The organism is Streptomyces sp. MB09-01, from assembly GCF_033794505.1.
Lineage (GTDB): Bacteria > Actinomycetota > Actinomycetes > Streptomycetales > Streptomycetaceae > Streptomyces.
On record NZ_JARAYQ010000220.1, the window covers coordinates 1 to 14,014 of the forward strand.

Consider the following 14,014-nt stretch of genomic DNA (forward strand, 5'->3'; position numbering starts at 1 on the left):
GTGAGGACCCCGTGGTGGGGGGCCGAGAGGTCGACGAACACGCGGAAGAAGCCGGGGAAGAGTTCGGTGCGCCGCCGCCTTCCACGACGACGCACTCACACGCTGGATGATCCCCGACGAGCGCCGGCGCACCGAACTGCTCCCCGGCTTCTTCCGCGTGTTCGTCGACCTCTCGGCCGCCCACCACGGGGTCCTCACCACCGACGACGGCGACGCGGTCCTGCTGTTCCTGCCCCCCGGCGCCGAGCCCGACGAAGCGGCCCTGGACGCCGCCTTCACCCGCGTACTGGGCGAGCACGCCCACGCGCTGCGCACCATCGCCCGCCTCCAGGCCGAGCGCCACCCGCACACCCCGCACTACTACGTCTCCTTCGGCGCCGTGCGCCCCGGCCGCCAGCAGAGCGGCCTGATCTCCCGACTCCTCGCCCAGATCACCACCCGCGCGGACGCCGAGGGCGCCGGCACCTACACGGAGGCCAGCTCACCGGGCGGCGAAGCCGCCACCCGGCGCGCCGGCTTCGACCGCCTGGGCAGCGACATCACCCTCCCCGACGGCGGACCCGCACTGCGACCGATGTGGAGGAACCCCCGATGAGGGGAGACGACCTGATCCAGTCCTGGACCACCGGCCAGGTCGCCCGCGGCGAGGTACCGCCCGAAGCCCTCGGACCACTCCTGCAAGTACTCATGTGGAGCCGGGACTTCCTCGTCTCCAGCCACCCCGAACTCGGCCGCACCGGACCCGTCTGCCCCTACACCCAGCCCTCCCTGCGCAAGGAGCTGTTCCACCTGGCCCTGCCCTCCGCCGGATGCGAGGACCTCGCCATGGCCGTCGACTCGCTGCGCACCCGCCATGCGGCCCTGTCCCAACCGCTCTCCCCGGAAGACCGCGAACTCCTCACCATCCTGCTGGTCCTGCCCGGCTTCGATGCGACGGACTCGGTGGAGCTGGACGAACTCCAGCGCAAGGCGAAGGACGAGTTCGTCGCCGAGGGCCTGATGATCGGGCAGTTCCACCCGGTCTGCGAGGAACCGGGCCTCTACAACGAGGCCTTCCGCCCGCTGCGCGCCCCGCTGCCGCTGCTCGCGGTCCGCAAGCTCCTGGTCTTCGACCTCCCCTTCCTGGTGAGCGACGACGCCCACATGGACCACTACCTGCAGCGGTTCGCGCCGGCGCTCCCGGCCCGGATCCGCAACCAGCTGGTGAGCCGGGTGGTGGCCGCCTGACCGCCCGGCCCGCCCGAAGACCGGCCGGCCGCGCCCCCTGCTTTTCGTGGGGCGCGGCCGGCCGGCGTATACGGCCACCCGCGGGAGGCCGCGGGAGGCCGCAGGTGCCGCAGGTTCCGCGGGAGTCGCGGGAGTCGCGGGGGCCGCGGGTGTCGTGGGGGTGTGCCGGTGGTGGGGTTCAGGGCCGCAGGCAGTCCTCCAGGAAGGCCAGGACGCGCAGGTGGTAGGCGGTGGCCGCGTGGCCGAGGCTGATGTTGTGGCCCGCCCCGGGGAGGTGTTCCAGACTCACCCGGGGGGCTCCGGTCAGCAGGGACGTCATCGAGGCGAGGGCGGAGTCGTCCAGGTGCCACCACGCCTCGTGCTCGGCGAAGGTGAGGCGGACGGGGACACGGACGCGGGGGGCCAGGTCCTCGTACTGGCCCGGCCACCGCAGGGTTTCCGCGGACTCGCGCGGCGGGGTCGCGGCCAGCAGTGCGCGGCTGGCCTGGAAGGTGCCGCGCGGGTAGAGGTTCAGGGGACCCCAGTTGAGTTTGGAGGCGCCGCCGCCGAGGGTGCAGGGGAAGTGCAGGGCTGCGGGGTCGTAGCGGTAGCCGACGCCCGAGGCGTCCAGGCCCAGCAGGGGGACGGCGCCGTCGGTGGCCGCCGTGTGCAGGGCCACCTTGCCGCCGTCGGAGTGGCCCAGCAGGAAGACGCCGGCGCCGATGGGGTGCGCGGCCGCGTGTTCCTTCAGGGCCGCGTGGAGGGTCTCCGCCTGCCCGGCCAGGCTCTGGCCCTCGCTCAGCAGCTCCGCCGAGTCGCCGTAGCCCGGCCGGTCCAGGGCCAGGACCGCGTGGCCCAGCCCGGTGGCGAGGGGGATGAAGGAGTTCCAGTACGCCGCCCGCATGCCCCGGCCGTGGATGGCCAGGACCGTGGAGCGGACCTCGGGGCCCGAAGGGAGGGCCAGGAGCCCCGACAGGGGGATGCCCGCGGCGTTCAGCGTGTGGGGGCGTGCGCCGCCCGTCAGGGAGCTCATCGCAGCGCCAGTCCCTTCCGGGCGCCCGCCATCGCGTCCACCCACTCCACGGGTGCTCCCGTGCGCAGCAGCGAGGTGCCCACCAGCAGCCCTGCGAAGCCGGCGTCCAGGAGACGGGCGGCACTCGCCGGGCCGTCGATGCCGCTCGCGCTCACCGGGCAGGCCGCGCCGGCCGCCCGCACCGCCGGGAGCAGGTCGAGGGAGCGGCCCAGGTCACCGGCGCCCCGCTCGCGGGCTTTGATGTCCTTGTTGTTGACCGCGACCACACACTCCTCGGGGTGGTGGACCGTCTCGAGTTCGGCCTCCGTCGTGATCTCCACGAACGGGGTGAGCCCGGCCAGCAGGCACTCCGTCACCAGGGTCCGCATGCTCGACGCCGGCAGCAGCGCCGCCGTCAGCAGCACCGCCGAGGCCCCGAGCTCCTTCGCCGTGCGGATCTGGTCCTTCCTGGTGATGAAGTCCTTCTGCAGGAGCGGAAGACCGGTCAGCGCGGCCACGTCCCGCAAGAGCGCGGGCGAGCCGCCGAACCAGCGGCCCGTCACCACCGAGATGCACGGGGCGCCCGCCGTCTCGTACGCCCCCACGATCGCGGCGGGGGTCCGGCCGCCGAGCATGTCGTAGCCGTGGGCGTCGCGCCGTTTCACCTCCATCACCACGGGGGTCACAGAGGCCAGGAGGGCCTCGAGAAAAGGGAAGCCGTTCCGGTTCTGCTTCGTCATCGCGAGAGCTCCAGTCGGGGATGGTCGGGGACGCCGACGGCGCGAGCAGTGCTGGGGGCGCCGACGGCGCTGTCGGTGTCGACAGCGCGAGCAGTGCTGGTGCCGGCAGTGCTGGTGCCGGCGGGGGTGCTGGTGCGCCAGGCGCGGGCCAGGGCGGCGATCTCCGGGACGCCGAAGCGGCCCGTGGCCCGGTCGCGCGCCGCCGTGTCCACGTCGATGCCGCGGAACCCGCTGTGGCGCACGACGTCCTCGTAGGCGGGACGGCTTGCTGCGGTCAGACCGCCGGCCAGCAGGAAGGGCCGGGTGAGCCGGCCCAGCAGGCCCGTGAGGCACCCCGGGTCGAGGGCGGCGCCCGTACTGCCGATCCGGCCGTCCCCGGTGGCGGTGTCCAGGAGGAACAGGTCGGTGCCGGCCCGTTCGTACGCACCGATCAGCGGGCGTTCCACACAACCGCCCGCCTCGTCCACGTGCAGCACCTTCACGAGGCCGACCTCCGCCGGCAGTGCCTCGCGCAGCGCCCGCACCACGGCCGGCGGCTGGTAGGCGTGGAGCTGGACCCAGGCGACGCCGGTGCGCCGCACGATCTCGGCCAGTTCACCCGCGTCGGCCAGGAACGTCACCAGGACCGGCAGGAGCCCGGCCGGCCGGGCCGCCGCCACAAGGGCGGCGAGCCCGTCCACAGCGAGTTCCGACGGGCCGCCGGGTACGCCGTGCCAGAGCCCGACGCAGTCCGCCCCGGCGGCCGCCGCCGCCTCGATGTCTGCGGGGCCGGTGGCCCCGCAGACCTTCAGCAGCGTCTGGGACAGCGGGCGCACGGCGCTCACTTGCCCAGTCCCAGCATCGAGGCGATGCGGTTGTACTGGATCTCGTTCGTCCCCGAGTAGATCGTGCCGCCCAGCGCGTTGCGCACGTCCTGCTCCAGGCCGAACTCCGACATGTAGCCGTGGCCGCCGAAGATCTGCACGGCGGTGATGCTGGTGGCCAGGTTGCTCTCGCTCGTGACGAGCTTGGCGATGGCCAGGTCCACGGTGACGTTCTCGCCCGCCTCCAGCTTCTCCCCGGTGTCGTAGAGCCACTTGCGGGCGGTCTCCAGCTGGATCTTCGTGTCGACGATCTTGTTGGCGATCGTCTGGTACGAACCGATCGCCTTTCCGAAGGACTTGCGCGTCTTCGCGTAGTCGACACACCGCTCCAGCCGGTGCTGCATCTCGCCCACGTTGACGATGAACGAGAAGAGGATCTCCCGTTTCATCACGTGGTCCAGGACCAGGAACCCTCCTCCGACCCTGCCGAGCACCGCGCTCCTGGGCACCCGTACGTCGTCGAAGAACAGCTCGCTCAGCGGAGAGGTCCGCAAGCCCATCTTCTTGACGGGCTTGCCGGCGCTCACCCCCGCACTGTCGCGGTCCACCAGGAACGCCGTGGTCCCCAGCGGGCCGCCGTCCGGGTGGGTCCGGGCATAGACCACGATCACGTCCGCGACCGGCCCGTTGCTGACGAAGGCCTTGCTGCCGTTGATGACGAAGTCGTCCCCGTCACGCACGGCCCGGGTGGTCATCGCCATGGCGTCCGAGCCGCCCTCGGACTCGGTGATGGCATGGGCGCCGATCGCCTCGCCCGAGCAGATCAGCGGCAGGTAACGCTCCTTCTGCTCCACGGTGCCGAACTGCTGGAGCGGGATTCCGGTGGAGCAGATGGACGTGGTGACCGAGAAGCTCAGGCCCGAGTCACGGTTGTACTCGCCGAGGCCCTCCAGCACGTACATGGTGGTCAGAAGCGACTGCCCGAGGCCTCCGTAGTCCTCGTCGAAGGGCAGCGACAGGATCCCGGTCTTCTGCACGAGCTTCCACTTGTCCTGCGAGAACGCGGACTGCTCGTCCAGTTCGATGTGGTCTGCGCTGAGTGCGTCTCCCCACCGCTCCAGGCCTTCGCGCAGATCTGCCTGGTCGGCGTTCCAACGGATCACGAGGGACCCCTTTTTTGATTCGGCTGACGGTTCGGACGAGCGGTGCGCGCGCGGGGTGCCTCAGTAGGCGGAGGAGCTGTGGGCGTCGAGGCTGTGGACCTCGTCGCCGCGCAGGGCCGGCGAGAACACGCAGACCAGGCGCAGGTCCTCGTGCGGGCTGGCGACCAGGAAGTGGGCGTCGTGCTGGTCCAGCGCGTACATCCGGCCCGGGACTATCTCGTGCGAGGTGCCGTCGAGCTCGATGACCTCGCCGGAGCCCTCGATGCAGTAGCAGGCTTCCAGGTGGTTGACGTACTCCAGGCGGGACTTGGTGCCGGCGAGGACGGTGGTGTCGGTGAGCGAGTAGCCCAGCCCGTCCTCGGCGAGGAGGAAGCGGCGGCTGAGGCCGTTGCCCCACTCGACGGTCTTCACGGACTCGATGTCGCGAACGATCATGGCAGTCTCCCGGTGTGAGGTGGTGCACGGATGGTGCTGGTGAGGGGTGGAGCCCGCTTCCGCTGGTAGGGAAGGTCAGTGCGGCACGTCGGGCAGGACCGAGCGGACGAACTCGCGGAAGGCGCCGGTCACATCCCGGCCACCCTCCTGCGCCCGCTCCACGGCGGCCACCGCGGCGGAGCCGATGATCGCGGCATCGGCGCCGGCGGCCCCGACGGCTTCCACGTCCTGCCGTGTGCTGACCCCGAAGCCGACGGCGATCGGGGACGTCGTGTGCGCCCGCAGGTCCGCGACGGTCTGCGCCAGCGCGGCATGGCCGGCGGCCGGAGCGGTCCCGCTGCGTCCGTAATGGGCGACGAGATAGAGGTAGGCACGCGCCTGCGCGGCGGCCTGCGCCCGGGTGGCCGCCGGACTGCTGGCGTAGCAGGTGGTGACGACCGGCAGCCCGGCCGCCCGGGCCGATTCCAGGTGTGCCCCGCGCAGCCGCGGGGGCAGCGCGTGGACCAGGAGTCCGTCCGCGCCCGCCGAGGCGATCTCGCGGGTGGCGGCCGAAAGGTCCCGGTCCTTGAGCGAGTGGCTCCAGTCGGCGAGCAGGGCGATCCGCAGGTGCGCCAGCTGAGGCCGCACGCCGGCGATGAAGGCGAGCACGTCGTCCAGGCCGGCGCCGCCGCCCTCCAGCGCCCTGCGCGCGGAGCGCCGCACGACCGGGCCGTCGGTGACCGAGTCGGGGAACGGGACGGCCAGCTCCAGGCAGTCCACGCCCTCCTCGTCGAGCATCAGGACCAGGTCCCGCAACAGGGGCAGCGGCGGGTCGCCCGCGTTGAGGAACAGGGCCAGCCCGGGCCGCCCGCCCGCGGTGCGGCCGGCGAAGAACGGGGCGGGCGCCGGGTACGCGCCGGGGTGCGTCCCCGCCGTGGGGGCGGCGGCCGGCGTCCCCGCCGTGGCGGCGGTCCTAGGCACCGGCCACCGCCGGTGTGCGCAGGACCGGTGCCGCCGCCAGACGCCGCGCGAGGTCGTGGGCCGCGCCGGAGCGGACCGCGCCCTCGGCGAGGGCGACCGCGGAGGACCAGTCCCGGCGGACACCGGAGGCCACCACCAGGGCGGCCGCGCCCAGGCAGACCGTGTGGGTGGCCACCCGGCCCGCCGTGCCGGCCAGCACGGACAGGAAGTGACCGACGGCCGCGCCGGGGCCGGGGGCCGGCCGCAGGTCTGCGAAGGACCCGTCGCCCGGGGTGAGTTCGCCCGGCCGCACCACCCGCGTCAGGGAGTGTTCCCCGTACACGGTGTTGGTGGCGAAGGGCAGCAGCTCGTCCGCGCCGGTGTCGTTCGCGGTCAGCCAGATCCGGCGGGCCGTCGTGGTCGCGGCGAGTTCGCGCAGGGTGTCCAGGGGCGCTGCCGCCGACACCCCGGTGACCTGCGCGGCCACGGGCAGGTCGGCGAGGAAGGGGCCCAGGGCGTTCAGGAAGCGGCCGAAGGGCTTCATCGAGTACGGGGCCACCGTCCGGGCCAGCCGGGTCAGCTGCGCCGGGTAGACGAAGGGGCCGGCGAAGGCGATCCCGTGGGCGGCGAGGGTGTCCTCGGTCTGGGCGTAGGAGGAGGTGAGACGGACACCGAGCCGTTCCAGCAGGTCGACGGAGCCCAGCGAGCTGGTGTAGGCCCGCGACCCGGTCTTGACGACCTTGACCCCCGCGGCCGCGGCGACGAACGCCGAGGCGGTGGAGATGTTGAAGGTCGCGGGCCCGCCGCCGGTGCCGACGACGTTGACGGTGCCCTCCCAGGAGGTGGCAACCGCCGCGGCCGGCCGGCGCTCGGCGAGCGAGTCCAGCAGGTGGCGCAGGCTCTGGTGGTCGGGCAGCCGGCTGGCCAGGGAGGCCAGCAGGGCGACGACCTCGCTCTTGTCGAGGCTGCCGTCGCCGAGCTGGTCCCACCAGGACCGCCAGGTCTCCCGGCCGACCGGGGCCCGCTGCTCCAGCAGGCCGGTGAGTGCGTCGTGCACGGTCGCTCTCCGTCTCTCTGTCGTCGGGGTGGGGGTGGGGGTGGGTGGTTCTAGGCGGCCGCCGTGCGGCGGGCCTCCGCGATGAAGGTGTCGATCGCCTCGACGCTGCGGAAGTTGTTGGGGTCCAGGTCGGCGTCGCCGACGGCGAGCTCGAAGCGGTCCTCTACCCAGGCGATCAGCTTGAGCACGCCCAGGCTGTCGATGACCCCGTCGTTGAGCAGGTCGTGGTCGACGGCGAGTTCGGCGGCCGCCGTGCCCGGGAGGAACTCGGTGATGACGAAGTTCTTGATGGTGTCGACGTTGCTCATGACGGGATTCCTTCGGCGAGAGGTGTGGCGACGGACGTCGCGACGGGTGCGGGTGCGGGTGCGGGGGTGGGCGTGGCTGTGGGGGAGCCGTTGTGGTCGAGCCGGTCGAGTGCCTTGCGGTCGACCTTTCCGGTGGCGGTCTTCGGCAGCGGGGTGTCGCTCACGGAGAGCTGGTGGGGGACCGCGGCCCTGGGCAGGTGCCGGGCGCAGTGCGTGCGCAGCTGCAGGCCGGTCAGGGCGGCGCCGGGTGCGCGGTGCACGGCGGCGACGAGCCGCTTGCCGGCGATCGGGTCGGGCAGGGCCGCGACACCCGCCTCCAGCACGGCGGGGTGTTCCTGCAGGACCCGTTCGATCTCGGCCGTGTTGACGGCGACTCCGCGGACCTTGACCTGGAAGTCGGTGCGCCCGGTCAGGTGCAGGGTGCCGGCCGCGTCGCGCCGGACGAGGTCGCCGGTGCGGAACCAGCGCCGGTCGTCCAGGCCCAGCGGATGGGCGGTGAACTTGTCGGCGTGCCGCGTCCGGTCGAGGTAGCCGCGGCTCTGGAAGGGCGTGGAGACGAACAGCTCCCCGCTGCCGGGCCCTTCGACGAGGGTGTGGGTGTCGGGGTCCAGGACCAGGGCCGCCACGCCCGGCAGCGGGCGGCCGATGGGCACGGGAGGCAAGACGGTGGCGGTGATCTCGCCGGGCTCGACCTCGTGGACGAAGCTGTCGTTGGTCTCCGTGCAGCCGTAGATGTTGTGGATGCGGGCCTTGGGGAAGAGGGCGGGCAGGGCGGCGAAGGTGCGGTCGGCGATGGCGTCGCCGGTGAACATGACGTGCTCGACGCCGGGGAAGGTGTCGCCGGTCTTCTCGGCCGCGTCCTGCAGGAGCCCGAAGGCCATCGGGACGGCCTGCACGACGTGGACGTCGTGGCGCAGGACCACATCGCGCAGGTGACGTCCGTGGGCGGCCAGCGCCGGGTCGACCAGGATCACGCGTCCGCCGCGGGCGAGGGTGGTCCACACGTCCAGGAGACACAGGTCGAAGTTGAGGGGGGCGTAGTTCAAGACGGTGCGGTCGGGCCCGATCCCGAACGCGTTGCCGGCCCAGCGGGTGAAGCGGTCCACGGCGTCCAGGCCCAGCGGGACGATCTTCGGCAGGCTGGTGGAGCCGGAGGTGGTCAGCATGAACGCCACGTCCGCGGCCTCGTCGGCCGGCAGCGGCCGGGCCGCCACGTCCGGGTTGGGCGCAACCCTGGCCGCCTGACCGCCGGGCGCCAGCACACGGGCGCAGCCGGCCTGCGCGAACAGATCGGCCAGGAGCGTGTCGGCGAGCGCCGGGGACGGCAGCAGCAGCGGCCGGCGGGCCAGCAGACAGCCCAGGACCAGGGCCACGGCGGCGGGCGACTTGTCGGCGAGGACACCGACCGGCACGCCGGGGGCCAGCTCCAGGAGCGCGAGGCGGTCGCGTTCGCGGCCGGCGAGCTCGTACAGCTCGCGATAGCTGGTCTCCTCGCCGTTGAAGACGAGGGCGGTGGCGTGGGGCCGGTCGCGGACCTGGGTCAGGAACCCTCCCAGGAGACCGAGTTCGACCGCCGCAGCAGCCGGCGGGGTCAGGGCGGTCGGCGTCGTCATGGCTGTTCCCCGCCTTCCTGCAGCGCCGGGGCGAGCTCGATCCAGCCCGACTTCACGGCCGCGCCCCGGGGCGTCTTGCAGGTGAAGCGCACGACGCGCGCCGCGGCGTCGGGCTGCAGGACGATCTCCAGCCCGATGCCGGGGGGCACCGGCGCCGAGAAGCGGCAGCCCAGCCCCCGCACCCGGGCGCTGTCGCCGTCCGCGAAGCGGTCCACGGCCTCCTCCACGGCGAGGGCGACCACGCTCATGCCGTGCGCGATGACGGTGTCGAAACCGGCCGAGCGGGCCGCGTCCGCGTCGAGGTGGATGGGGTTGAGGTCGCCGGAGGCGTGGGCGTAGGAGGTGATCCAGTCGGTGGTCAGCGCGTGCACGACGCTCTGCGGCTCTCCCGCCCCGGCCGGGGCGGGCGCGGCCGGGCCGGCGCCGATGTCGCCGAAGGGCTCCAGCAGCGTCGCACCGACCAGCAGGGCGGAGATGGTCAGTTCCGCGAACGGCTCGGGGCCGTCCTCGCCGACGAGGCGGACCCGCAGCGCGATGCGGGCGCCGCGCGGCTCCTTGCGGATGCCGGCCACCTGAAGGGCCACGCTCACCTGCTCGCCCGGCCTGACCGGCCTCACGGTGCGGATGTCCTGGCCGAGGTGGACCACGGAGACCGGTCCGGGCTCGGCGGCGGTCAGCGCGGCAACGGTCTGCCCGGCCACCGTATGGGCGAGGACGAAGGCGTGCACGGGCGAGGCCTGGCCGGGCCGGGCGGCGGGCAGCCCCCGCCGGGCTGCGCCGCGGTAGTCGGTGATCTCGCCCTCGGTGACGGTGAGCGTGCGCACCGGGGAGGGCAGGGACAGCAGCGTCATACCGGCGTCACCACCACGGAGGAGTTGTGGCCGCCGAACCCGAAGGAGTTCGTGATCGCAGGGCCCGAGCGCACGGCACGGGGCGTGCCGTGGACGACGTCGATGTCCATTCCTGGCTCCAGCTGTTGATGATTGGCGGTGGGCGGTACCTCGCAGTGCCGCATGGCCTGCACGGTCGCGATGAGCTCCACGGCTCCGGCCGCGCCGATCAGGTGCCCGATGACCGACTTCGGCGCGGTGACGGGCGGCTGCGCGCTACCGAACACCTTGGTGAGGGCGGCGGCCTCGGACCGGTCGTTGTACGGGGTCGAGGTGCCGTGGGCGTTGACGTGGACGATGTCGCCCGCCTCGAGGCCGGCGTCGGCGATGGCCGAGGCCATGGCGGCCGCGGCTCCCGCGCCGTCGGGCAGCGGCATCGCGAGGTGATGGGCGTCGGCGGTCGCGGCGTACCCGGCGACCAATCCGTACGTCATGGCCCCGCGCGCCCGCGCGTCCTGCAGCCGTTCCAGGACGACGAACCCCGCGCCCTCGCCCATCACGAAGCCGTCGCGGTCCTTGTCGAAGGGGCGCGAGGCGTGCTCCGGATCGTCGTTGCGCAACGAGACCGCGTTGAGGTTGCCGAACCCGGCCAGGGTGACCGGAGTGAGGGTGTGCTCCGCACCGCCGGCGATGACGAGATCGGCGCGGCCGGTCTGGAGCAGCATCAGGGCGTGCCCGATCGCGTCGGCACCGCTGGCACAGGTGTTGGCGACGGTCAGGGCGGGACCGCTCCAGCCCAGCCGGATGGCGATGTGGGCGGCGGCCGCGTTCGGCATCGTCATCAGCGGCATCAGCGGATTGACCCGGGCCGGGCCGCCCTCGGTGTAGTGGGCCGACTCCAGGTCGCTGGTGGCCCGGCCGCCGACGGCGTTGCCCACGACGATGGCGGTGCGTCCGGCCTCGGCGGTGGGAGAGCCCGCGTCGCGGTGCGCGGCGAGGGCCGCGGCCGTCCCGTAATGGGCGAAGGGGTCCATCCGGCGGGCTTCCTTGGCCGGCACCAGCCCGGCCAGCCCCTCGAGGCCGCGGACGCGGCAGCCGATCCGCACCCGGTGGCGGCTGAGGTCGAAGTGGGTGAGCTCGGCGGCGGTGGACCGGCCGGCCCACAGCGTGTCCCACAGCTCGTCCGGGGTGCACCCGCCGGGGGTGACCACACCCATGCCGGTGATGGCGACGGGCGCAAGCGCCGAACTGCCCCTGGACCGTCCAGGCATGTCTGCTCCCTAACGTAAGAGCGGTCGTCGTGAAGGGGGATCAGATGATGCGGCACTCGCGCGCCGACTCGATGAAGGCCTCGGCCGCGAAGTCGATGTCGGCCTTGGTGTGGGCCGCGGTGATGGCGATCCGCAGCCGGGCCAGGTCGTTGGGAACGGCCGGGGTGACCACCGGCAGGCCGATGACACCGTTCTTGCGGCACACGGTGGCGTAGTCGTAGGCCGCGATGTCGGATCCGGCGATGACCGGGACGACGGCGGTCTCACTGTCGACGGTGCTCATGCCGGCCTCGTGCAGCATGGAGCGGAAACGCGCGGACTCGCCCTGGATGAACTCCACACGCTCCGGCTCGCGCTGCAGGATCCGCAGGGACTCCAGCGCCGCGGCGCTCTGGGCGGGCCCGAGCGCGGCGGAGAAGAGGAACGGGCGGGCCGCGTACTTGAGGTGGTGGATCAGCTCGGCGGAGCCGGCGACCCAGCCGCCCATGGAGGGGATGGCCTTGGAGAGGGTGCCGAGCTTGACGTCGACCTTCACCTCATAGTCGAAGTGCTCCTCGATGCCCTTGCCGGTGGCGCCGATGACGCCGAGCGCGTGGGCCTCGTCGACCATCAGCAGCGCGTTGTGCGCGTCGCACACCTTGCGCAGCTCGACCAGCGGAGCGATGTCCCCGTCCATCGAGTAGACGCTGTCGACGATGACCAGGCGGACACCGGTGTCCGGGGCGGCGGCCAGCCGCCGCTCCAGGTGGGCGACGTCGTTGTGGCGGAAACGGGTGACCGTGGCACCGGAGAGCTTGCAGCCGTCCACGATGCTCGCGTGGTCGTACTTGTCGATGAACACCGTGTCACCCGGCCCCACCAGGGCACCGACCGTACCGACGTTCGCGGCATAGCCCGAACCGAACACCAGGGCCTGCTCACGGCCCGCGAACTTGGCGACCTCGGCCTCCAGTTCCTCGTGCAGCGGCGTCGACCCCGCCAGTGCGCGCACCCCGTGGTTGCCGGTGCCGTAGCGGTCGACCGCGGCCTTCGCGGCCGAGACGACCCGCTCGTCGCCGGCCAGACCGAGGTAGCTGTAACCCGACATCATCAGCAGCCGCCGCCCGTCCTGGTCCGCGTACGCCGAATCCCGCTCTACGGTGTAGGCGACGAAGCTGTTCTTGCGGTTGGGCTCGTACTCCAGCGACCGGACACGGTCACGGAAGTAGGCCAGCTTCGGCTCGAGTCGGCTCCAGGCGGCGGATGCGTTCACGTGCTTCTCCTCGTCGCGATCGTCCGGCGGACCCGGAACTCCATCGGCGCTCTGCCGTTCTTCCGGCGGGGCTCTAGTGGAATTCCATTAAGACTCGGGGGGCGCAATAGCGGCGCAAGAGGAAGGCCATAGCCGCACTCGAAAAGAGAACGACAAAGCCCGGACCTCGGCTTTCATTCCCGAAGGAATATTTGCCAGCCGCTGTTGACATGCGGAGACGGCCCGCCGGTATCCTCTGAATCGCACGAGCTAGGGGGACACGGCCGGAAGCCGACCGTTTCGGAGAGTGCATAGTGCTGATCAGACTCATAGGTCTTGTCACGATCGAGCCGGACGGAGCAGCGCCGCAACACCTGTCGAGCGCCCAGGCGCAGGTGGCCTTCGCCCGCCTGCTCCTCGAGCGGACCGGCGGTACGGACCGTGACCAACTGGCCGAGACCATATGGCCCGAAGGACTGCCCGACACCTGGGCCTCCGCGCTGCGCAGCCTCGTCAGCCGCGTCCGCACGTTCGTCACCACACCGCAGGACCAGCCCGGAGTGACCCCGCTGGTCGCCCAGGGCGGCCGGTACCTCCTGCGCCTGCCGCAGGACGTGGCCGTGGACGTGGAATGCGCGGAGACCGCCGTCACCGAAGCCGCGGAGGCGTACGCGGAGGGCGCCTACGCCGTGGCGCAGCAGCTCGCCGCCGGCGCCGTGTCCAACCTGCGCGGATCGTTCCTGCCCTCGCACGAGGGCGAATGGGTCAACGCGATGCGCGAACAGCTCGAAGAGCTGCGCCTGAAGGCGCTGGAGACCGCGAGCCTGTCCTCGTCCGCCCTGGGCGACGAGCACCACGCCCTGCGCTACGCGGAGGAGGCGGTGCGCCGGGCGCCCTTCAGGGAAAGCGCCTACCGCTGCCGGATGGCCGCCCACACCCGGGCCGGCAACCGGGCCGAGGCGTTACGCAGCTACCAGCAGCTGCGCGAGGTACTGGCCGAAGAGCTGGGGATCGACCCGGCACCGGAGACGGAAGCGGCCTACCTGGAGCTGCTGCGCACACCCGAACCCCGCTCGTTCGCCCCGCGCTCCCCGGCCCGCCTGGACCCGCTGCTGATGGGCGTCTTCGAGATCGACCACCGCGCCTCCGCCCCCCGCCCGTGCTCCCTGGTCGACCACGGCTGCGTCACCCATCCCCTCACCCGTCCCGTCACCTCGTTCCCCGCCGCCTGACCCCGCACACGCCGAGGTACACCGGCGGGTATGCGCAGGCCGCGGGCGAGGGAGGGGACAGTGGGCGAGAAATGAAGTGAGGAGAAGAGTGCAAGGATGGGGATGGCGTCCAGGGTGGACATAGGAGTAAGGGCGGGGGGAGGAAACAACACGGGAAAATCCAAAAAAAAAAAC

Annotated in this window: 15 protein-coding genes; 3 read left to right on the forward strand and 12 right to left on the reverse strand. The window is 72.5% G+C overall.

Annotation, left to right across the window (positions count from 1 at the left end):
* Positions 1-106: 106 nt before the first annotated feature.
* Both PV721_RS33090 and PV721_RS33095 read left to right on the forward strand, forming a co-directional pair.
* Positions 107-595: a GNAT family N-acetyltransferase gene (locus tag PV721_RS33090; RefSeq protein WP_319730872.1), complete on the forward strand. Its 489-nt coding sequence runs from the start codon at positions 107-109 to the stop codon at positions 593-595.
* A complete protein-coding gene (locus PV721_RS33095) occupies positions 592-1,227 on the forward strand; it encodes a DUF6875 domain-containing protein (RefSeq protein ID WP_319730874.1) in 636 nt (211 codons plus the stop codon). Before PV721_RS33090 ends, PV721_RS33095 begins: the two co-directional genes overlap by 4 nt.
* A 178-nt stretch (positions 1,228-1,405) precedes the next feature.
* On the opposite strand, the gene PV721_RS33100 is transcribed toward PV721_RS33095, so the two are convergent.
* The 12 genes from PV721_RS33100 to PV721_RS33155 all read right to left on the reverse strand — a co-directional run bounded on the left by PV721_RS33100 (position 1,406) and on the right by PV721_RS33155 (position 12,629).
* Entirely contained in the window at positions 1,406-2,239 is an 834-nt protein-coding gene (locus tag PV721_RS33100; protein WP_319730876.1) for an alpha/beta hydrolase, read from the reverse strand.
* Positions 2,236-2,958 (reverse strand): indole-3-glycerol-phosphate synthase, encoded by a 723-nt coding sequence (locus PV721_RS33105; protein ID WP_319730878.1) that lies wholly within the window; start codon positions 2,956-2,958, stop codon positions 2,236-2,238. Before PV721_RS33105 ends, PV721_RS33100 begins: the two co-directional genes overlap by 4 nt.
* Positions 2,955-3,782: an N-(5'-phosphoribosyl)anthranilate isomerase gene (locus PV721_RS33110; protein WP_319730880.1), complete on the reverse strand. Its 828-nt coding sequence runs from the start codon at positions 3,780-3,782 to the stop codon at positions 2,955-2,957. The genes PV721_RS33105 and PV721_RS33110 overlap by 4 nt, the downstream gene beginning before the upstream one ends.
* Positions 3,779-4,924 (reverse strand): acyl-CoA dehydrogenase family protein, encoded by a 1,146-nt coding sequence (locus PV721_RS33115; protein WP_319730882.1) that lies wholly within the window; start codon positions 4,922-4,924, stop codon positions 3,779-3,781. The genes PV721_RS33110 and PV721_RS33115 overlap by 4 nt, the downstream gene beginning before the upstream one ends.
* Positions 4,925-4,984: 60 nt before the next feature.
* Entirely contained in the window at positions 4,985-5,359 is a 375-nt protein-coding gene (locus tag PV721_RS33120; RefSeq protein ID WP_030721055.1) for an ectoine synthase, read from the reverse strand.
* A 75-nt stretch (positions 5,360-5,434) separates the two neighbouring features.
* Positions 5,435-6,319 (reverse strand): tryptophan synthase subunit alpha, encoded by an 885-nt coding sequence (trpA, locus tag PV721_RS33125; RefSeq protein ID WP_319730885.1) that lies wholly within the window; start codon positions 6,317-6,319, stop codon positions 5,435-5,437.
* Entirely contained in the window at positions 6,312-7,355 is a 1,044-nt protein-coding gene (locus PV721_RS33130; RefSeq protein ID WP_319730887.1) for a hypothetical protein, read from the reverse strand. Before PV721_RS33130 ends, trpA begins: the two co-directional genes overlap by 8 nt.
* Before the next feature lie 50 nt (positions 7,356-7,405).
* A complete protein-coding gene (locus PV721_RS33135) occupies positions 7,406-7,663 on the reverse strand; it encodes a phosphopantetheine-binding protein (protein WP_319730889.1) in 258 nt (85 codons plus the stop codon).
* The gene (locus tag PV721_RS33140) at positions 7,660-9,276 is read right to left on the reverse strand and encodes an AMP-binding protein (protein ID WP_319730891.1); all 1,617 of its coding nucleotides are present in this window, start codon (positions 9,274-9,276) and stop codon (positions 7,660-7,662) included. The genes PV721_RS33135 and PV721_RS33140 overlap by 4 nt, the downstream gene beginning before the upstream one ends.
* Entirely contained in the window at positions 9,273-10,127 is an 855-nt protein-coding gene (locus tag PV721_RS33145; protein WP_319730893.1) for a MaoC/PaaZ C-terminal domain-containing protein, read from the reverse strand. Before PV721_RS33145 ends, PV721_RS33140 begins: the two co-directional genes overlap by 4 nt.
* A complete protein-coding gene (locus PV721_RS33150) occupies positions 10,124-11,377 on the reverse strand; it encodes a beta-ketoacyl-[acyl-carrier-protein] synthase family protein (RefSeq protein ID WP_319730895.1) in 1,254 nt (417 codons plus the stop codon). Before PV721_RS33150 ends, PV721_RS33145 begins: the two co-directional genes overlap by 4 nt.
* Before the next feature lie 40 nt (positions 11,378-11,417).
* Positions 11,418-12,629, reverse strand: coding sequence for an aminotransferase class I/II-fold pyridoxal phosphate-dependent enzyme (locus tag PV721_RS33155; protein WP_319730897.1), 1,212 nt, complete (start codon positions 12,627-12,629; stop codon positions 11,418-11,420).
* A gap of 293 nt (positions 12,630-12,922) precedes the next feature.
* Here PV721_RS33155 and PV721_RS33160 point away from each other — a divergent pair, with 293 nt between their 5' ends.
* Complete coding sequence (locus tag PV721_RS33160) at positions 12,923-13,840, forward strand: bacterial transcriptional activator domain-containing protein (protein WP_319730899.1); 918 nt, start codon at positions 12,923-12,925, stop codon at positions 13,838-13,840.
* Positions 13,841-14,014 lie beyond the last annotated feature (174 nt).